Origin of the sequence: Acidiluteibacter ferrifornacis, assembly GCF_009909615.1 — a bacterium.
Lineage (GTDB): Bacteria > Bacteroidota > Bacteroidia > Flavobacteriales_E > Vicingaceae > Acidiluteibacter > Acidiluteibacter ferrifornacis.
The window spans coordinates 489,730-508,139 of the sequence record NZ_WWNE01000005.1 but is presented as its reverse complement, the minus strand read 5'-3'; the positions used below and the strand labels follow the sequence as shown (position 1 = coordinate 508,139).

Genomic DNA, 18,410 nt, shown 5'->3' with positions numbered 1-18,410 from the left:
TCTGGTTCTCTTGTATAGACTTTCTAATTCTAAATCAATAATCTTGTGAATATCCTCTTGTAGCAATGAATTAAAGATCATAATATCATCAATTCTATTTAGGAACTCAGGTGCAAAGGTTTTCTTTAAAGCACTTTGGATAACACTTTTACTATGATCCATTGCGCCTGAAGCTTTAGCACTTGTTTTAAATCCAACTCCTTGACCAAAATCTTTTAATTGTCTTGCCCCAATATTAGAAGTCATGATAATGATGGTGTTCTTAAAACTCACTTTCCTTCCTAATGAATCAGTAATCTGACCATCATCTAGTATTTGAAGCAATAGGTTAAAAACGTCTGGGTGAGCTTTCTCAATTTCATCTAAAAGAATTACTGAATAGGGGTGACGTCTTACTTTTTCAGTCAGCTGTCCACCTTCTTCATAACCGATATATCCAGGAGGTGCTCCAATCAATCTTGAAACGGCAAATTTCTCCATGTACTCACTCATGTCAATTCGGATTAAAGCATCATCATTATCGAATAAATGACGTGCCAATACTTTAGCCAATTGCGTTTTTCCAACTCCAGTAGGACCTAAGAAAATAAATGAACCAATGGGTTTGTTTGGATCTTTTAAACCTGCACGGTTTCTTTGAATGGCTTTTACCACCTTAATCACTGCGTCATTTTGGCCGATTACTTTGTCTTGTATTTCGTCCATCATTTGCACTAATTTCTTTCCTTCTTTCTGAGCAACCCGCTGAACAGGAATTCCCGTCATCATAGAAACTACTTCTGCAACATTTTCTTCAGTTACAGTTTCACGATTGGCCTTCGTTTCTTCTTCCCACGCTATTTTTGCTGCCTCTAAAGCTTCCGATAGTTGACGCTCAGAATCCCGTAATTGAGCTGCTTCCTCGTATTTCTGTTTCTTAACAACTTGATTTTTTTTCTCCTTTACTTCTTCAATTTGCTTTTCAATATCTATAATGTTTTGTGGTACCCTAATGTTAGTGATGTGCACTCTAGAACCAGCTTCATCTAGAGCATCGATTGCCTTGTCAGGTAAATGTCTATCACTCATGTATCTATTTGTCAATTGGACACATGCCTCAATTGCTTCTTTGGTGTAAATAACATTGTGGTGATCTTCATAACGCTCTTTAATATTGTTCAAAATTTGAACGGTTTCATCGGGAGTAGTTGGCTCCACTATTATTTTTTGAAATCGTCTTTCTAATGCACCATCTTTCTCGATATGCTGACGGAACTCATCTAATGTAGTTGCACCAATGCATTGAATTTCACCCCTTGCTAATGCGGGCTTAAACATGTTAGAGGCATCTAATGATCCTGAAGCTCCACCGGCACCAATAATGGTGTGTATTTCATCGATGAATAGAATGATGTTGGGAGACTTTTCCAATTCATTCATTACGGCTTTCATTCGCTCTTCAAATTGTCCTCTATATTTTGTGCCAGCAACTAATGAGGCTAAATCTAAAGTAACAATTCGTTTATTAAAAAGCACTCTAGAAACTTTCTTTTGTACAATTCTTAAAGCTAACCCTTCTGCAATTGCAGATTTACCTACACCAGGCTCACCTATTAATATAGGGTTATTCTTTTTTCTTCTACTTAAGATTTGAGACACTCGCTCAATCTCCTTTTCTCGACCTACAATTGGATCCAACTTGTCTTCCTCTGCCATCGCAGTCAAGTCACGACCAAAGTTGTCTAAAACTGGAGTTTTAGATTTACTATCTGTTGGTTTTCTAGATGAACCTGAATCGCTTCCAGATGAGTCACCACCCATAAAGCTGCTACTTTCATCATCATTTGTACTTCCAGGAATTTCATCTGTTGTTCTAGGACGATTGGATAGCGTGGCTTCCAACTCTTCCTTTATGTTGTCATAATTTACGTTTTGTTCTTCCAATGCTTGTGTCGCTATGTTATTATTGTCTTTTAAAATAGAAAGTAAAAGATGCTCTGTTCCAATCATGGATTGATTGAACAATTTAGCTTCTAAATAGGTAATTTTTAAAACACGTTCAGCTTGCTTAACTAGAGGTATGTTTGAAAGTTGGAATGGGCTATTGCTTCCTACCTTAGTCGAGTTTTCAATTCGTTTTCTCAAAAGTGATAGGTCGGTTCCAAGAGCTTTAAGCAATTGAACTCCCACACCTTCATTTTCACGAATCATTCCCAACATTAGATGCTCAATACCAATGTAATCATGTCCTAACCTTAGTGCTTCTTCTCGGCTGTATGTGATGACATCTTTTACTCTTTGTGAAAAATTTGATTCCATAATCATTAGGGATATATAGTTATCTAAAACGGTGCTTTAAAACTAAGACGTTTTAAGATAACAAAATGTTTCTTTCTTGACGAAATTTAAGATTTATCTTAATATATCAAAATTAATTTGATGCTTATCTACAAAAGCCGCTCCAAATCGTTTTTATCAACAGAATTTTGTTAGTAAGTAGACCTACAAAAACCTACTCAAACCTGCTTAAATGCTTATCTTCGAACGTTGTTTAAACGTATAAATTTATTGTAAAAATCAGACTGTAAAAATGGCAGAAGGAGAAAAAATAATTCAGATAAATATTGAAGAGGAAATGAAGTCCGCCTACATCGATTATTCGATGTCAGTTATTGTAAGTAGAGCGTTGCCAGATGTAAGGGATGGTATGAAACCTGTTCACAGACGTATACTTTATGCGATGCAAGATTTAGGACTACTTTCTAATAGAGCCTATAAAAAGTCAGCTAGAATTGTTGGAGAGGTGTTAGGTAAGTATCACCCGCATGGTGATACTGCTGTATACGATACAATGGTGCGTATGGCACAACCATGGTCGTTAAGGTATATGTTAGTAGATGGTCAGGGTAACTTTGGGTCCGTAGATGGAGATAGTCCGGCCGCAATGCGATATACAGAAGCTAGGTTAAGAAAAATCTCAGAAGAGATGTTGGCTGATATCGATAAAGAAACAGTTGATTTTCGTTTAAATTTTGATGACTCCTTAGAGGAACCAACGGTTTTGCCTACTAGAATCCCGAATCTTTTAGTTAATGGAGCTTCGGGAATTGCTGTAGGTATGGCAACCAATATGGCTCCTCATAATTTAACGGAGGTAATTAATGGCACAATTGCTTATATCGATAACAATGACATCGAAGTATCTGAATTAATGCAACACGTAAAAGCGCCAGATTTTCCAACTGGTGGTATTATTTACGGATACGAAGGAGTGAAAGATGCATTCGAGACTGGAAAAGGTCGTATTGTAATGCGTGCTAAAGCTGAGATAGAAATAGACAGCAACGGGAAGGAAAAAATTATTGTAACGGAAATTCCTTATCAGGTTAATAAAGCTGATTTAATTAAAAGAACAGCAGATTTAGTTAATGATAAGAAAATTGAAGGTATTTCAGATATCAATGATGAATCTGATAGAGATGGAATGCGAATTGTTTACGATTTAAAGCGAGACGCTATTACGAATGTTGTCTTAAATAATTTGTATAAGTATACCGCCCTACAGACTTCATTTAGTGTAAATAACATTGCTTTAGTTGGAGGTAGGCCTGAAGTGTTAAACTTAAAAGATATGATCCGAGAGTTCGTATCTTTTAGACATGAGGTAATAGTAAGAAGAACTGAATATGACCTGAGAAAAGCGCAAGAAAAAGCACACGTTATCGAAGGATTAATCATTGCGATTGATAATTTAGATGAAGTTATTGCTTTAATTAGAGGGTCCCAAACTCCTGAAATTGCTAGGGAAGAATTGATGGCTCGTTTCTCGCTTTCTGAAATACAAGCGAGAGCTATTCTTGATTTAAGACTTCAAAAGTTAACCGGACTTGAAAGAGATAAGTTAAAAGAGGAGTATGCTGAGTTAATGAAGCTGATTGCATACTTAGAGAGTGTTCTTGGTGATGAGGCGCTTAGAATGAGTATCATTAAAGAAGAATTGGAAGAAATTCGAGATAAGTATGGAGATGAGCGTAGAAGTATCATTGAGTATTCTGCTGAAGACTTTACCATAGAAGATATGATTCCTGATGAAGATGTGGTAGTTACAATTTCTCATCTAGGATACATTAAAAGGACACAGCTTTCCGAATACAAGCGACAAAATAGAGGTGGTAAAGGAAGTAGGGCTAGTGCAACTAGAGATGCAGATTTCTTAGAACATCTATTTACTGCTACAACACACAACTATTTATTAATATTTACTGAAAAAGGGAAGTGTTTTTGGATGCGTGTTTTTGAAATTCCTGAAGGAAGTAAAACATCAAAAGGACGTGCAATTCAAAACTTAATCAGCATTGAGCCTGACGATAATGTGAAAGGTTACATCAATGTAAAAGACTTGACTGACACAGAGTACATCAACAACAATTATATTGTAATGTGTACAAAACAGGGTGTGATTAAGAAAACCACTTTAGAAGCTTATTCTAGACCTAGAACTAACGGAATTAACGCTATAACCATTCGTGAAAACGATATCTTATTGGAAGCTAAGCTTACTTCTGGTAACGACGAAATAATGATGGCATTGAAATCAGGTAGAGCGATACGATTTAACGAGAGTAAGGTGCGTCCAATGGGAAGAAATGCTTCAGGAGTTCGAGGGGTAACTCTAGCGAATGACGATGATGAAGTGATCGGTATGGTAACTGTTGATAAACCTATGGAGCAAACAGTTTTAGTTGTTTCTGAAAAAGGTTATGGTAAACGATCATTTTTGAATGACCCAGAAGACGGTGTAGAAAATTATAGAATTACTAACCGTGGAGGAAAAGGTGTAAAGACGCTAAGTATTACAGAAAAGACTGGAAATCTTATCGCTATCAAACTAGTAACCGATGAGAATGATTTAATGATAATTAATCGTTCAGGAATTATGATTAGAATAGCAGTTGCTGATCTAAGGGTAATGGGGAGAGCAACTCAAGGTGTAAGGTTAATTAACCTTAAATCAACTGATTCAATTGCTGCAGTTGCTAAAGTGGATGTGGAAGAAGAAGTAGAAGAAATTTATGATGAAGATGGAAACTTAATCGTGAATGAGGACTCAGAGGCCAATACGGATACCGAGGAAAATGAAAGTGGCAAGGATGTTGATAATTCCACAGAGGAAAATTAATTTTACGAAAAACAATTTAAGATAGAAATTATGAAAACGAAGACAATTGCCCTTTTAGGAATTGCTTTAATTGGAGGTTCGACCGCCTTCGCTCAGAAATCTAAAGTGATTTCTGCATTCAATTACAATAAATCATTTCAACGTGATAAAGATTGTAGTGAGTTGAAAAAGGGGATAACTGCGATTGAGTCTGCAGCAAATGAGTCATCAACTAATACATGGGCTAAAACCTATTATTATGGTGGAAACCTTTATTTCAATGCCTTAACAGCTGCTCCTGAAGAGTGTAGAGCTTCTATTCCAAATGCTTTGGATAAATCAATGGAGTTTTATACAAAAATGCTAAAGTACAATGTGGAAGACAATGAAAGCATTAAGAATGCAGATTTGAATACAGAAGCAGGACGAGCTATGTTGAAAAATGTAATTAGTAACAAACAAACTAAATACGAAGATAGCGATTGGCATAGAGATGTTATGGGATATAAGATTCCTGTAATGGCCAATGCATATATAAATAAAGGAGTAGAGGCATTTCAAAACAAAGATCCAAAAGGAGCTTTAGAGAACTTTGAAACGTCAATTTATTTAACAGAGTTGAATAATAGAATTGACACTTTAGCGATTTACAATTCTGCTTTAGCTGCTGAAAATAGTCAACAATACGATAAAGCTTTAAAATATTATTCAAAGTTGATTGAATTGAATCACGAAGGAGCAAAAGTATATGGTTACAAAGCTGCATTATATAGAAAAATGGGGGATACCACTAGTGCAGTATCTACCATTCAAGAAGGAAGAAAAGCATACCCAGAAGATAAAGCTTTAATTATTGAAGAGTTAGATTACTATCTACAAACAGGAAAAAGTGTCGAAGCTTTAAAAAACCTAGATTTAGCAATTTCTAAAGATCCTGAAAATTCCTTATTAGTTTTTGCGAGAGGTACAATTCATGATAAAATGGAAAACTTTGAAAAAGCTGAAGCAGATTACAAGAAGGCTTTAGAATTGAAACCTGACTATTTTGATGCCGCCTACAATTTAGGAGCGATGTATTTTAACCAAGCAGCAGTTTATAACAATAAAGCGAATGAGTTAAATTATAAAGAAACCACTAAAATCAAAGAAGCTACGGCAAAAGCTCAAGAATATTTTGCAAAAGCTAAAGGACCTTTAAAGAAAGCACATGAAATTGACCCTTCTGACAGAGCAACAATGGATTCATTGATGAAGGTATACATCAACGAAGGTGATAATGAGAATTATAAAATAATGAAAGCAAAATTAACTGGTAAGTAATCAGTTATTGTCAAATTTCTTTAAGGCTATCTCAAATGAGATAGCCTTTTTTTATGCTTTTACGATAGCTCTAATTAAATTTAAATCCATCAAGGTTTCGTCTATTTTTCTTCGTAGGACGACCTTTAATTCCAAACTGAAGGTTTTGTCGGTTGGTTTCTTTTACTTCTTCTAATAATGTTAAGTCATGTTCGGAGGTAGTTTCAACTATTAAATCTTTAACCAGTGGCGCGCCAACTCTACTTTTTGGAATGTCTTGAACCTTAAAGCTTCTCCAGATAGGAATTTCTTTGATCGAAATTACATCGCCAATTTTTACCACTTTGGAAGACTTTACAAATTCTTCATTTAGTTTCACCTTTTCATCTGAAACTAGCTTTGACGCTATTGATCGTGTTTTACAAAGTCGAACACACCAAATGTATTTATCTATTCGCATAGGGCAAAACTAAGAAAACAGAAATGGAATATATGATTAATATATTGACTATATTTCAGATTAAAATTCAAAAGTTAACACTAAGTTATTGTATCCGTTTGAATTAAAAAAAAACTTTCTCCGCAATGTCACTTTTTATGAGTTTAGGGTACCTACTTAATGAAAGCCACTCTTACGAAGAGTAAAAAATGGAAAAATACCAAACCACATTTTTAAGACTTTATGAACCAGTTCATGAAGCTTTTGCTAGATTTTGCCATGCTCGAGCATATGGCCTAATGGAAGCAGAAGATTTGATATCAGAGTCCATTTTGTGTGCTTTGGAACAATTTCATCAATTAAAGGAGGAAAAGGCATTTTTAAGTTATTTATTTTCAATTGCAACTAATCTGTTAAATAAAAAGAATAGGAGGTTGAAGTTTGGAGGTACATATAATGAGAAAAGCGCCAATTTAATCAAAGATGAATCCTTGGATGCAGAGACTCGTTTAGATATCCAGGTGTTGTATGAGGCCTTAAACACTTTACCAATAAATCAAAAGGAGGCATTAATTCTCTTTGAGATAAGTGGTTTTTCAATTCGGGAAGTATGCGAAATTCAAAAAAGTTCAGAGTCAGCTGTTAAGCAGCGATTGAAAAGGGGAAGAGTAGCATTAGCGAATTACTTTAAGTCTGATCAGCTTAAAGGTGAGTCGATTGACAGTCGATCTTCCATAATTATGTCGATTTTTTTATAACAGAAATGGTTTAGGCATTTCTAAATAATGTAAAGAATGAAAAATAAAACAGTTGCACATTATTTTGAGTCAGCAAAAAGGCTGCCTGTTTCGGTAAGTATGGCCGATGTGCGATTGATGGTATCCACTCATGTGATTCCACCAAAAACGATGAAATGGTGGAATTTCAATAACTTTTTGATCATGACAGCAACAATTAGTATAATAAGCGCCATCGTAATGATGACCATTTCAAATGAAGCAAAAGAAATAAAATACAACTACGAGCCCGTAAAAATTGAATTGGTTTCTCCATTGGATACCTATAGCAATTATTTTAAGCCAAAGCGACTGATCGAAGAAGAGGTCGCACAAGCAAAAACGATTGATGTCATAGATACGCCAATCAATTCAGTATCCTCTAATAACTATGCAGTTCCCATTAAGGTACAATTGCCCAATGTGTCACCAATTCCTTCTATAAAAAAGCCTGTAGCTTCTTTAGGAAATTTAGAAATAGGAGAAATGGATGCTGAAATGGATGGTTTTGAAGGATTTGATCTTTTTGAAATGGAGGAAGATGACTCAATAGTAAATCGAATTTTCAATATTAAAGGTGAATCGAAAACGATGACCAAAAGTATTTCAGCTAATGGGATAAATCTGTTCCTATTACATAACAATAACGGAGAGATAGATATTTCTACTTGGAATGAGCCAAACATAGAAGTAACCGCCATTTTTACGATTGAAACCGATAATGAGGATGATGAAAAGAAAGCATTAGCCGACTTTACATTTGAATTAGAATCTAAAAGTGATCAAATTGAAGTGAAGACGAATTGGGATGATATTCAAAACTGTAATTGTACTAATTCAAAAAAACGAAATAAGGCCAAAACAGATTCGGGAGATGATATTGAATTTAAACAGTTTAATATAAGCTATCAAATTAAGGCTCCAAAAGATATGAGTTATGACTTAAAAAATACATATGCCAATATTAATATGGAAGATGTTTTTGGAAGTTTAACTGCAGTTTTGTTTAAAGGCGATCTGAATGTTGGAAACATCACGGATGAAATCAATATTTCGATGAAATATGGAAACGCAGCCCTCAAAGATTTTGGAAAGGGAGGAGAGGTAACCTTATTTAAATCTTCGCTCTCAGGCAAATCAGCCCAAAAGTTAAAATTAAAGTCTAATTATTCTTCTGTTAGTTTGGGAAAACTAGAAGAATTGGACATCGTGGGATTCAAAAGTAGTTTTAATTTTTCTAATACTATTTCTAAGCTTCATGGTTCAGTAAAGTATGGTAGTTTTTCTATAGCGGGGAATGTAGAATCGCTAGAAATGAATGGTTTTAAATCATCCTTTTCAATGAAGGATATCGGAAATGCAAAATTAGCTTTGAGCTACTCAAGTCTAAATGCGAATAATGGAGGAGAGGTGAAGGTAACTAACGCTTTTAAAAGTACAATCAATTTGAATACAATTAGTGGTTTGGAAGGTGCCTTTAAGTATTCTCCTTTATCGATTAAAGAAATCACGAATAATATTGAGCTGACAACGTTCAAAGGAGATGTTTCTATTGGTGAAGTAGGGGAAGCTTTTAGTGAAGTGGAGATTGAAGGAAAATATTCGAATATAAATATTCAGTTTCATCCTAAATCTGGTTACAATCTTATTGCCTCCTCTAACTATTCTTCCATAAATGTACCCAATGTAGTTAGTGAATTTATTGTTCAAAATGGCAGTAACAGTAGTCTAAATCATTTTATTGGGAATGAAAGTACCAGAGCGAATGGTGTAGCATCAACAGTTACTGTGAACCTGTTTCAAGGAAATTTAAATATCAAATAAAATCGACTTTTCTTGGTGTGATTTGAATACCCGGAATCTAGACTACAGCTAGATTTCGGGTATTTTTTTATTCTGTTGTGATTCACAGATCAACTATTTAGAACGACCAATCTCTTTGACGATTTTTCTGTAGGCATCTAGTCCTACGGCATCAAATGGGTTTGTTGGAGAGTTTTTTCCATCACCTCCAAAAATCATAATTTCAGGAAATTGGATTTTAGCCATGTTAGAACTCACTTTGTCTGCTATTTCAATTTCCATGGTCATACGTTGCACAGGAGTAAGTCCGGCGGAAACCAATGCCCTGTTGGCCTCAGCTTGTGCACGACCTTCTTCTGCTATTTTATCCGCAATATACTTGGCTTGTAAAGCTTCTTCTTTAGCTACTTCCTTTGCTTTTTGCGCCTGAATAACTGCCTGTAGCTTGTCTGCTTCTTGTTCTGCCTTTACTTTTGCTAGCATCTGCTCACCTTTTGCTTTTTCGGTTAGCGCTTCTTGCTGTGCCGTAATTAATGCTTGCTTACTTACAGATTCTAAAGTTGATTGTTCGATTTTTTGAGCCAGCTTTTTATCCACTTGATCTTCGTAATCAACTTCATCGATAGCAGCAAAATTTACTCGAATTTCATATTGTTGGATATCCGACTCTATTCTTGTGGCCAAACCATCTTGACCACGACGAATATAAGAAGTCGTGATTTTCTCCTTTTCATTGGTTAGAGTGTCAAACTTATACTCCGTTTTATATTCTAACACGTATTGGCCATTTTGTAATTGATCTCTAAAGTCTTCCTTTAGTTTAGAACGACCTCCACTATAGTGCGTTTCTGATTCCATCAATTGAGCGGCAAATTTGAGACATTCTCTAGCGTATGGTACTAAGGATGTTTTGGCTAAACGTTCAGGGCTTCTGTAAGCTCTGTGTATTTTAATCATAGGAATTTCATCCGCTGGTAAACTCCATCTAATGGTAGCTTGGGCTGTTGCTTTAGTTGCATCATTAAAACGGATTATGAATGCAGGCTCTGTTGTAGTCACATTTTTATTTTCTTCTGATGCAAATACAGTCGTGATTACATCAGGGTAGTCAGTCGTTTTACTGAAGAAACCTGCAAAGTGAAATCCAGGCTTAAAAAACACTTTTTCATTGCCATTTATCGTTTCAACAAATGTTCTGTAACCCGCTTCAGTTCGGCAGAATGGGTTGAAAATCAATATTAAGGAAAATGCTCCGATTATTAATAGAATCCATTTTCGGTCATTTCGGATAATGTCGTAATTGAACTTTTTTTCGACAAGTGGGTCTAGCACGTATATTAGCAATACGGCAATCAGGGTTAAAATACCAATAGAAGTCATAGGGATATGTTAAAATTATTTAAAATCAAAAATAGAAGATAAAAGTTAAGAATCCTATATGTCAGATATATTGCTGGTTATTTTTTATTGTGATTGTTAATAAATTGTACTTTTGAGTTCCCAAAAAAACTAGAATGAAAATTAGAAATGGAATAACCGCGTTCGGTTTAGGTTTAAGTTTGATAGCATGTAATCAACCTGTTAAAGATGACGTTTCTCAAGAAGAACACCTAAAGGAGACTGTAAAAGAAATCACTGAGGCAGAGCAATTAATAGCAGCGGCGATAAAAGCGCATGGTGGTTCAAAATATAATCAAGCTCAATACAGCTTTGACTTTAGAAAGAAGCATTACTCTTTCAAGAATGAAGGGGCAAGCTATACTTATGAAATGCAGGAATTTAATGATGAAGGGAAAAAACTAAACCATACTTTAAAAGATGGTAATTATGAATTAACCATCGATGGCAAAAAAGCTGAGATTACCGAGAAAGAATGGAATAACTATAAAAATGCTTTAAATTCAGTCATTTATTTTGTTCAAATACCCCATAAACTGAATGATCTAGCAGTGAATGCCGATTATAAAGGACAGTCTATAATTAATGATACTGCCTACCAATTAGTTGTTATCACTTTTGATGAGGAAAATGGAGGAAAAGATTATCAAGATGAATACCTGTATTGGATTAATGAAAACACTCATGAAATAGATTATCTAGCTTACAGCTTTATCGAGAATGATGGGGGAACACGTTTCCGAAAGGCTATTAATAAGCGTAAGATTGATGGAATATTATTTCAAGACTACATTAATTATAAAGGTGAAAAGGGCATGGATTTGTATCTTTTTGCAGAGGAATATGAAAAAGGAGAATTAGAAGAATTGTCGAGGATAGAAATTGAGAATATAATGTCAATTAAAAAATAATTCTTTCAGGTTCAGATATAATGCCTTTATAAAAGGCAAACTGAAAGCTCACAACATTAGTATACTTCAATAATTACTATTTACTCCGTTTAAACGAATATAAAAACACCAACAAACCAATCAACAACATGATGTATGGTCGGATGTTATTGGTGAAGGTTAAATCATCAAATTCTAAATAGGTGATCCCAAATGTAAATAGGATTAATGCTAAAAACCGAGTAGGCGACATTCGTTTCATATCTGTATTTGTTTTGAAGCAAGGTATTAAAAAAAACAGTTTATTTTTACCTACTTTTTACTTTTCTTCTTCGCAGTCTTCATCGGGAATGTCACAACCCTTAGAAACAACGACTTCTTTTTCTTTGTACTGAATGGCATTCTTATTGGGTACGACTTGACGACTATATTTTTTAGCGTAGACCCAAGTAAATTCAGCACCAAAAAATAGAATTAAGCAAGAGTAGGAAACCCATAACAGAATTAAAACTATACTTCCTGCTGCACCATAAGCAGATGCAGGATCGGCTTTTCCAAAGTAAAAGCCCAATAATTCTTTACCTAAAACAAATAAAATAGAAGTGATGATTGCTCCAGGAAGTACAGTTTTCCATGAAGTTCTAATGTCTGGTAAATACTTAAATATCAGAGAAAATAAAATGGCGATAATGGACAATGAAAGCACCAAATTCAAAGCATAAGCAAGGTACAGAAATACGTCTGGAAACAATCGAACTATATAGTCACTGAGGATGTTAATTCCAGCGGATACCACAAAAGAGGTTAATAGCAGGAAACCAATGACTAAAATAAATCCGAATCCTCTTGCACGGTCTGTTACTACTTTTAGAACTCCCGCATCAGGATCTATTTTAATTTCGAAAATTTCATTTAATGACAATTGTAATTGATAGAATACCCCAGTTGCTCCAAAAATCAAAGTGGCAATCCCAATAATCGACGATATCAGTGTTTTGTTTTCCCCTTGTGTTTCACTGACCATGCTTTGTATGGCTGTAGCAGCATCAGTTCCTATTGCTGAAGCAATTTCGTTGGTCAATTGACCTGCCACTATTTCCTTTCCCCAAATAAATCCCACCATATTGATTAGTAAAACCATTAATCCAGGTAACGAAAGGACGGCATAATAGGCCACCACGGCGCCTAATCGAAATGGATTGTCCGAATTCCACTTGATTGCAGTTTCTTTTAATAATGGGAAAAGGTTTTTGATTTTAAATTTAGAGTCCAATATATTCATCGCATCTATTTTTGATGCATCACCATATTCAAGAATTACCCCAAGGTTATTTTACTGATTAACAACATCGAACTAAAATTAAATTGTAGGATTGTTATTGAGATTGTAGAATATTTTCAACGTTTTTCATTTTAAAAACTAAGGTGCCGTTTTCCGTTACTATCAGTAAAGAAGGTGGGTTCTAAATCAAATACCTTTGAAATGGTTTCTTTGGTTAACACCTTTTCAGGAACTCCCGATTGAAAGACTTTCCCATTTTCAAGCAACAAAACCTGATTCGCATATTGAGATGCTAAATTCAAATCATGTAACACACCAATCACCACCATGGGTTGCAATTGCATGATTGCTTTTATTTTATTCATGAAATCGAACTGATAATACACGTCTAAATAGGTGAGTGGCTCATCCAACAATAGATATTTGGTTTGTTCTTTCCCATCAGGCCATATTTGTGCCATGACTCTTGCAAAATGCACTCGTTGTTTTTCGCCTCCACTTAAAGTTTGATAATTTCGATTAGAAAAGGCATTGATTTGAAATAAATCCATTGCTTCTTTGACAATTTGATGGTCCTTTTCTGTGGGTTGATGAGAGAAATGGGGATACCTTCCCATAAGTACAATTTCATGAACTGTCAGCGGAAAAGCCATGTCAATGTGTTGGGACAAAACTGCCCTAACTTTTGACAATTCTGATGGTAACTGAGTTTTTAATCCTTCATATATTACGCTCCCTTTTGTTGGATTGATTTGATTACACAACAAATTGATTAATGTTGATTTGCCGGCTCCATTTGCACCAATGATTAAATTGATTTCATTGACATTAAACACCGTAGATATATCTTCTATTAAGACTTTTCCATTGACTTCATAAGTTAGATTTTGAGTAGCAATCATGTTAAAATAAGTATTCGTTTTTACGCAATAAGTAGATGAAAATGGGTGCTCCAACAATGGTAGTGACAATACCAATGGGCAATTCTGCGGGTGCGAGAAGTAACCGCGCCAACAAATCGGCTAGACTGAGCAATAAGGCTCCCATCAGAGCACTTCCAATAATCAAGTATCGATTATCAGAACCTTTTAGAATGCGCAATAAATGAGGAACCACCAATCCCACAAAAGCGATCACACCTGTAAATGCAGTAGCGACTGCAATTAGAATTACATTTACGACTAAGAGTTTTATTTTTAGCTGTTTCACATTCACGCCTAAGTTGGACGCTTCGGTTTCACCCAATAAAAGTGCATTCAATTGTTTGGAAAAATACAATCCAATCCAACCACAAGAAATGGTGGATACTGCTACGATAATGACTGAATGCCAATTGGCTCCGGATAATGTCCCTAAATTCCAAAAGGTGATGGATCGAGCCTGTGGATCTCTCGCGATGTAGGATAGAAATCCCACACCACTCAAGAATAATGCATTAACTGCAATTCCAATCAATAATATGGAAAGGGTAGAAGTGTGTTTTTTCGATTTGTTTTGAGCCAAAAAATAAACCAAAAAAGTTGCGAAAGCTCCACCAATACAAGCTGCTATGGGCAAGCTCCATCCTTCTATAAAAGTAGGAATAAAAGCACCTAATGTAAAATACAAGGCCGCTCCAAAAGCTGCTCCGCTAGAAGTCCCGATTAAACCTGGCTCTACTATGGGATTCAAAAATAGACCCTGCATCATAACTCCACCCAATGCCAATGCAGCTCCAGTAAATATGGTGAGCACAGCTCTAGGCAACCTTATTTCTAGGAAAATGCGCTCATTCAAACTCAACTGTACTGAGCTATTCCAATTGGCCAAGGCATGAAAAATCTCTTTTGAGCTGATCTCTAATGCTCCCCATTTTACAGACAAAACAGCCACGATAAGTAATAGAACACTTAATGTACTGTATATTGTTGCTTTATTTAATTGATTTATAGATAAATTCATGGTAATACTATTGATGAATGAGTTGTTGGAGTTTTAGAATGTTCTCACCAGTTCTTGGTCCGAAATAAATCAAGTCGTGCTCTTCAATACGGTAGATTTTTCCGTTCTTAGCGGCATTGGTTAGACCAATACCTGGGAGTTCGAGAATGTGCTCCATACTGCCCAATTTATCGTAACCAAAATCAGTCAACAGAATGACATCAGGATTGGCTTTAGCAATAATTTCAGGAGACGTTATTCGCTCCATACCATGCTTTTGAAGTGGAATAATTCCACCGGCCCATTCAATCATTTTTCCTGCAGTTCCATCTGCTCCAACAGCCATATAAATGTTCATGGCTTGCCCGTAATGAATAACAATCACTTTTACCGTATCAGAATATTTATTTCGTTCTAATTGGGCAATTGCCATATCGTTGTCTAGTTTTTTACAGATGGAGTCTACGTTTTCCGTAGCATTGAAAAATATCCCCATTTCACGAATGAGTTGTTTTGTAGATGCAATGTCTACTGCTTTTGTTTCGAATTGTTTGGTAGGGATTTGTAGCTTTTTAAGCTGATCTACGACAGCTTCAGGACCAATACTAAATTTGCCACCATGTTCCAATAACAAGGTAGGTTTGGTGGCCATAATGCCTTCAAAACTCAAATGCATGTGGTAGCCAATCGTTGGCAATTCTTTCACTTCTGGTGGGTATGTACTTGAAATGTCCACTGCAACTAGTTTATCACCAACACCTAATGCGTACATGATTTCGGTGTATTGCTTTGCTGCACTTACTATTCGGTCAGTTTGTTCTTCCTTTTTTTCTTCATTCGAAAAACGGCCACAACTACTGAGCAGGACAAGAAGTACAATTGGAATTTTAAATTGATTCATTGTTATATGTTTACTAATGGATGTATTGAATTAAAATAGGAGAGGGCAGAACCCTCTCCTCAAGATACTAGAACTTATAATTCAGGTTGACTCCTCCGAAATAGTTGATTTCATTAGGCGCAGGGATGTATGCGTCGTTTAACTGATTCACAAAAACCATTTGATAGTATTGCTCGCTAGTGATGTTGTTTGCTCCGGCATAAACATCAAATCCAAAACTACCGTATGATTTTTTGAAACCCAACTTAGCATTCACCAAGGTGTAGCTTTCGGTTTCATTGGCTTCATCAGAGGTGAAATACATGGCATCGCGGAAATTATAAGTTACATTTCCGTACAAACCGATTTGTGTATTTACATCCATTCCGAAGTTGTAAACCAACGGAGAAACTCCAGCAACTTGATTGCCGTCATAGTTCTCAGTAATGGCGCTATCTAACCCGGCATTGCTCGATCCTATTTTCTGATAACTGAAGTTATCGTATTTAAAATCAGAATACGTTAAGTTGGCAAAAGGAGCGATAGAAGTAAAGAATCCACCTCCTTCTTTAATCGCCTCATACTTGATTAAAGCCTCAAAACCATTGTTGTTCAAAGATCCACTGTTTGTGATGTATGAATATAAAGTGGTGGTTTGTTCAGGATCAGAAACCGCCACAGTACTCATTTTGTCTTCAAAGCGAGCATTGAAAACAGCCACTTCATAATACAAATGATTGTTTAGGAGGCTCCCTTTTGTTCCCACTTCAATTTGAGTTCCTTTTTCAGGCACCAATCCTTTGTTGACTTCATTAGTGTAAGGAATGTAGAACTGAGACCCAACAGGAGCCTTATAACCCACTGAATAAGTTACATAAACTGAGGCTTTATCATTGATTTTCTTGTTTATAGAAACTGTTGGAGAAATCAGATCATCGTATCGGTTTCTAATGATTTGTGGTACTGCTGATCCTGGAGTATTGCTTTTAGTTCCCCATAATCGATCTTGCAATTCTACCTTCATTGTGCTGATTCCCAAACCTGCTGTTACGCTGAAACTTTTTGGTAATAGCAGCGTCCATTGTGTAAAGTATGCAGCCGTACTGTTGGTGGCAGATTGAATGCTTCTAATACCTCCAACCACATTGTAACCTTCTAAATTAGTGCTATCTGCTACCATACCATAAGAGTTGGCAACTGCTGTGGAAGTTTGCAATTCAATTCCTGTGATTCCATTGATGGAAATGTTATCTGACAATTTGTAATTGACATCTAGCGTCGATCTTAATCCATAGTTTAATGGTGCTTTGTCGTTCCAACCACCTGCTGAACTGTTGTCCATTTTTAAGGTAGAACCAAAGAAAGTGGTGGTGTTTGAAAAGTGTTCGTTGAATTTATAGGTTTGTCCAATACCAGCTCTAAACGATTTTACTGCAGAATGCGCATCGTTTTGGATGTATCGCGAATTACCTGAATAATCCTTTTCCTCATATTGAGTGATCGTCAATTCGCCATTTCTTTCGTCGTAGCTATCGCTATAGCCCAAATAAGCCGTAATGCTTTGCTTTTCGTTTAATTTAAAATCACCCATTACATTCACAAAATCTTTGTGCGACTGCGTGTGATCCATAAATCCATCAAACTCTTGTATACCATAGTTAATCAAGACTGATGAATTCTCGCCACCAATCGCCACCTGAGTTGTCGATCTGAACAATCCATAACTGCCTAACATGGTATTTTGTCCAATAGAGGTCGTGTTTTTGGCTGCTTTTTTAGTTTGCAAATTCACCACACCCGCTATGGCTAAACCGTATAGTGTACCAGATGGACCTTTTGTAACTTCCACTTTATCTATAGAACCGAAGTCAATGTCATCCAATACGGTAATTCCTTCTGCGTCAGTCAATGGAATTCCATTCAAATACACTTTAGAACCCTGACCATCGAAGTTGTTACTGGCTCCTCTAAAACCGAGTCCGTTTCCGTAACCTCTAATGTTAAAGGATTGTCCTCCTGCAATGGTACGCTGCTGCATTTGCACGCCAGGAACATTGGTATTGATGGCTTCGGACAAAAATAGTCCGTTTCCACGCTGCAGTTCAGTAGTGTCTAATTGTACGATGGATCTAGGTTCTGTCAACAACAGCTTTTCCTTACTAGAAGAAGCCGTAATTTCAACTTCGCCTAGCTTGTTCTCTGCCATTGCTAATTTTACAACCAACTCTTGAGTACAGTCAGCTATAATTTGACTACTAGTAGCATATCCAATATAAGAGACCGTTAATGGACCATTTAATTGGCAGTCTATTTTAAAGTTTCCTGAATTATCAGTGGTTGCAATTCCACTTTTATTTTTGATAGTCGCGCCTATTAATGGTGCATTCGTTTCTGCATCAATTACCTTTCCTGATAATTGCTGACTAAATCCTTGTGCCGTTATGAATAGCGACAAAAGAAGTGTGATGTATAATTTCATGTATTTCTAATTTAAATTTCTAATGGTGAATCGTGGAGTCGATTCAGTTAATGTTAGAACATAGCTCCGCCAGTGCTATGAAATGAGCAATAGCAGAATTGTGTTTA

The 18,410-nt window shown here is 35.9% G+C and carries 14 protein-coding genes; 5 read left to right on the top strand and 9 right to left on the bottom strand.

The genetic code is table 11. From position 1 onward, the window contains the following. A partial coding sequence (locus GQN54_RS06555) for an ATP-dependent Clp protease ATP-binding subunit (RefSeq protein WP_160632712.1) occupies positions 1–2,298 on the bottom strand: 2,298 nt, incomplete at its 3' end. Positions 2,299–2,569: 271 nt separating this feature from the next. Here GQN54_RS06555 and gyrA point away from each other — a divergent pair. Next, positions 2,570–5,158 carry a DNA gyrase subunit A gene (gyrA, locus tag GQN54_RS06550; protein WP_160632711.1) on the top strand — a complete coding sequence of 863 codons (2,589 nt, stop codon included), beginning with the start codon at positions 2,570–2,572 and terminating at the stop codon, positions 5,156–5,158. 30 nt (positions 5,159–5,188) lie between these two features. After that, the gene (locus tag GQN54_RS06545; protein WP_160632710.1) at positions 5,189–6,457 is read left to right on the top strand and encodes a tetratricopeptide repeat protein; all 1,269 of its coding nucleotides are present in this window, start codon (positions 5,189–5,191) and stop codon (positions 6,455–6,457) included. 70 nt (positions 6,458–6,527) lie between these two features. Here GQN54_RS06545 and GQN54_RS06540 read toward each other — a convergent pair whose 3' ends face one another. Further along, positions 6,528–6,896: an RNA-binding S4 domain-containing protein gene (locus tag GQN54_RS06540; protein WP_160632709.1), complete on the bottom strand. Its 369-nt coding sequence runs from the start codon at positions 6,894–6,896 to the stop codon at positions 6,528–6,530. Between the two features lie 188 nt (positions 6,897–7,084). Between GQN54_RS06540 and GQN54_RS06535 the strand changes: the two genes are divergently transcribed. Both GQN54_RS06535 and GQN54_RS06530 read left to right on the top strand, forming a co-directional pair. Next, complete coding sequence (locus GQN54_RS06535; RefSeq protein WP_160632708.1) at positions 7,085–7,633, top strand: RNA polymerase sigma factor; 549 nt, start codon at positions 7,085–7,087, stop codon at positions 7,631–7,633. Positions 7,634–7,669: 36 nt separating this feature from the next. Continuing rightward, a complete protein-coding gene (locus GQN54_RS06530; RefSeq protein WP_160632707.1) occupies positions 7,670–9,475 on the top strand; it encodes a DUF4097 family beta strand repeat-containing protein in 1,806 nt (601 codons plus the stop codon). A 93-nt stretch (positions 9,476–9,568) separates the two neighbouring features. On the opposite strand, the gene GQN54_RS06525 is transcribed toward GQN54_RS06530, so the two are convergent. After that, on the bottom strand, positions 9,569–10,834 hold the full coding sequence (locus GQN54_RS06525) for an SPFH domain-containing protein (protein ID WP_160632706.1): 1,266 nt from the start codon (positions 10,832–10,834) through the stop codon (positions 9,569–9,571). 134 nt (positions 10,835–10,968) lie between these two features. On the opposite strand from GQN54_RS06525, the gene GQN54_RS06520 reads away from it, so the two are divergent. Further along, positions 10,969–11,763, top strand: coding sequence for a DUF6503 family protein (locus tag GQN54_RS06520; protein ID WP_160632705.1), 795 nt, complete (start codon positions 10,969–10,971; stop codon positions 11,761–11,763). 76 nt (positions 11,764–11,839) lie between these two features. On the opposite strand, the gene GQN54_RS06515 is transcribed toward GQN54_RS06520, so the two are convergent. The 6 genes from GQN54_RS06515 to GQN54_RS06490 all read right to left on the bottom strand — a co-directional run bounded on the left by GQN54_RS06515 (position 11,840) and on the right by GQN54_RS06490 (position 18,303). After that, positions 11,840–12,004 carry a hypothetical protein gene (locus tag GQN54_RS06515; protein ID WP_160632704.1) on the bottom strand — a complete coding sequence of 55 codons (165 nt, stop codon included), beginning with the start codon at positions 12,002–12,004 and terminating at the stop codon, positions 11,840–11,842. A gap of 57 nt (positions 12,005–12,061) precedes the next feature. Further along, positions 12,062–13,024: a YihY/virulence factor BrkB family protein gene (locus GQN54_RS06510; protein WP_160632703.1), complete on the bottom strand. Its 963-nt coding sequence runs from the start codon at positions 13,022–13,024 to the stop codon at positions 12,062–12,064. A 131-nt stretch (positions 13,025–13,155) separates the two neighbouring features. Beyond that, positions 13,156–13,926 carry a heme ABC transporter ATP-binding protein gene (locus GQN54_RS06505; RefSeq protein WP_160632702.1) on the bottom strand — a complete coding sequence of 257 codons (771 nt, stop codon included), beginning with the start codon at positions 13,924–13,926 and terminating at the stop codon, positions 13,156–13,158. 1 nt (position 13,927) lies between these two features. Continuing rightward, positions 13,928–14,965: a FecCD family ABC transporter permease gene (locus tag GQN54_RS06500; RefSeq protein WP_160632701.1), complete on the bottom strand. Its 1,038-nt coding sequence runs from the start codon at positions 14,963–14,965 to the stop codon at positions 13,928–13,930. 7 nt (positions 14,966–14,972) lie between these two features. Beyond that, positions 14,973–15,845 (bottom strand): heme/hemin ABC transporter substrate-binding protein, encoded by an 873-nt coding sequence (locus GQN54_RS06495; RefSeq protein WP_160632700.1) that lies wholly within the window; start codon positions 15,843–15,845, stop codon positions 14,973–14,975. 67 nt (positions 15,846–15,912) lie between these two features. After that, positions 15,913–18,303, bottom strand: coding sequence for a TonB-dependent receptor (locus GQN54_RS06490; protein ID WP_160632699.1), 2,391 nt, complete (start codon positions 18,301–18,303; stop codon positions 15,913–15,915). Positions 18,304–18,410 lie beyond the last annotated feature (107 nt).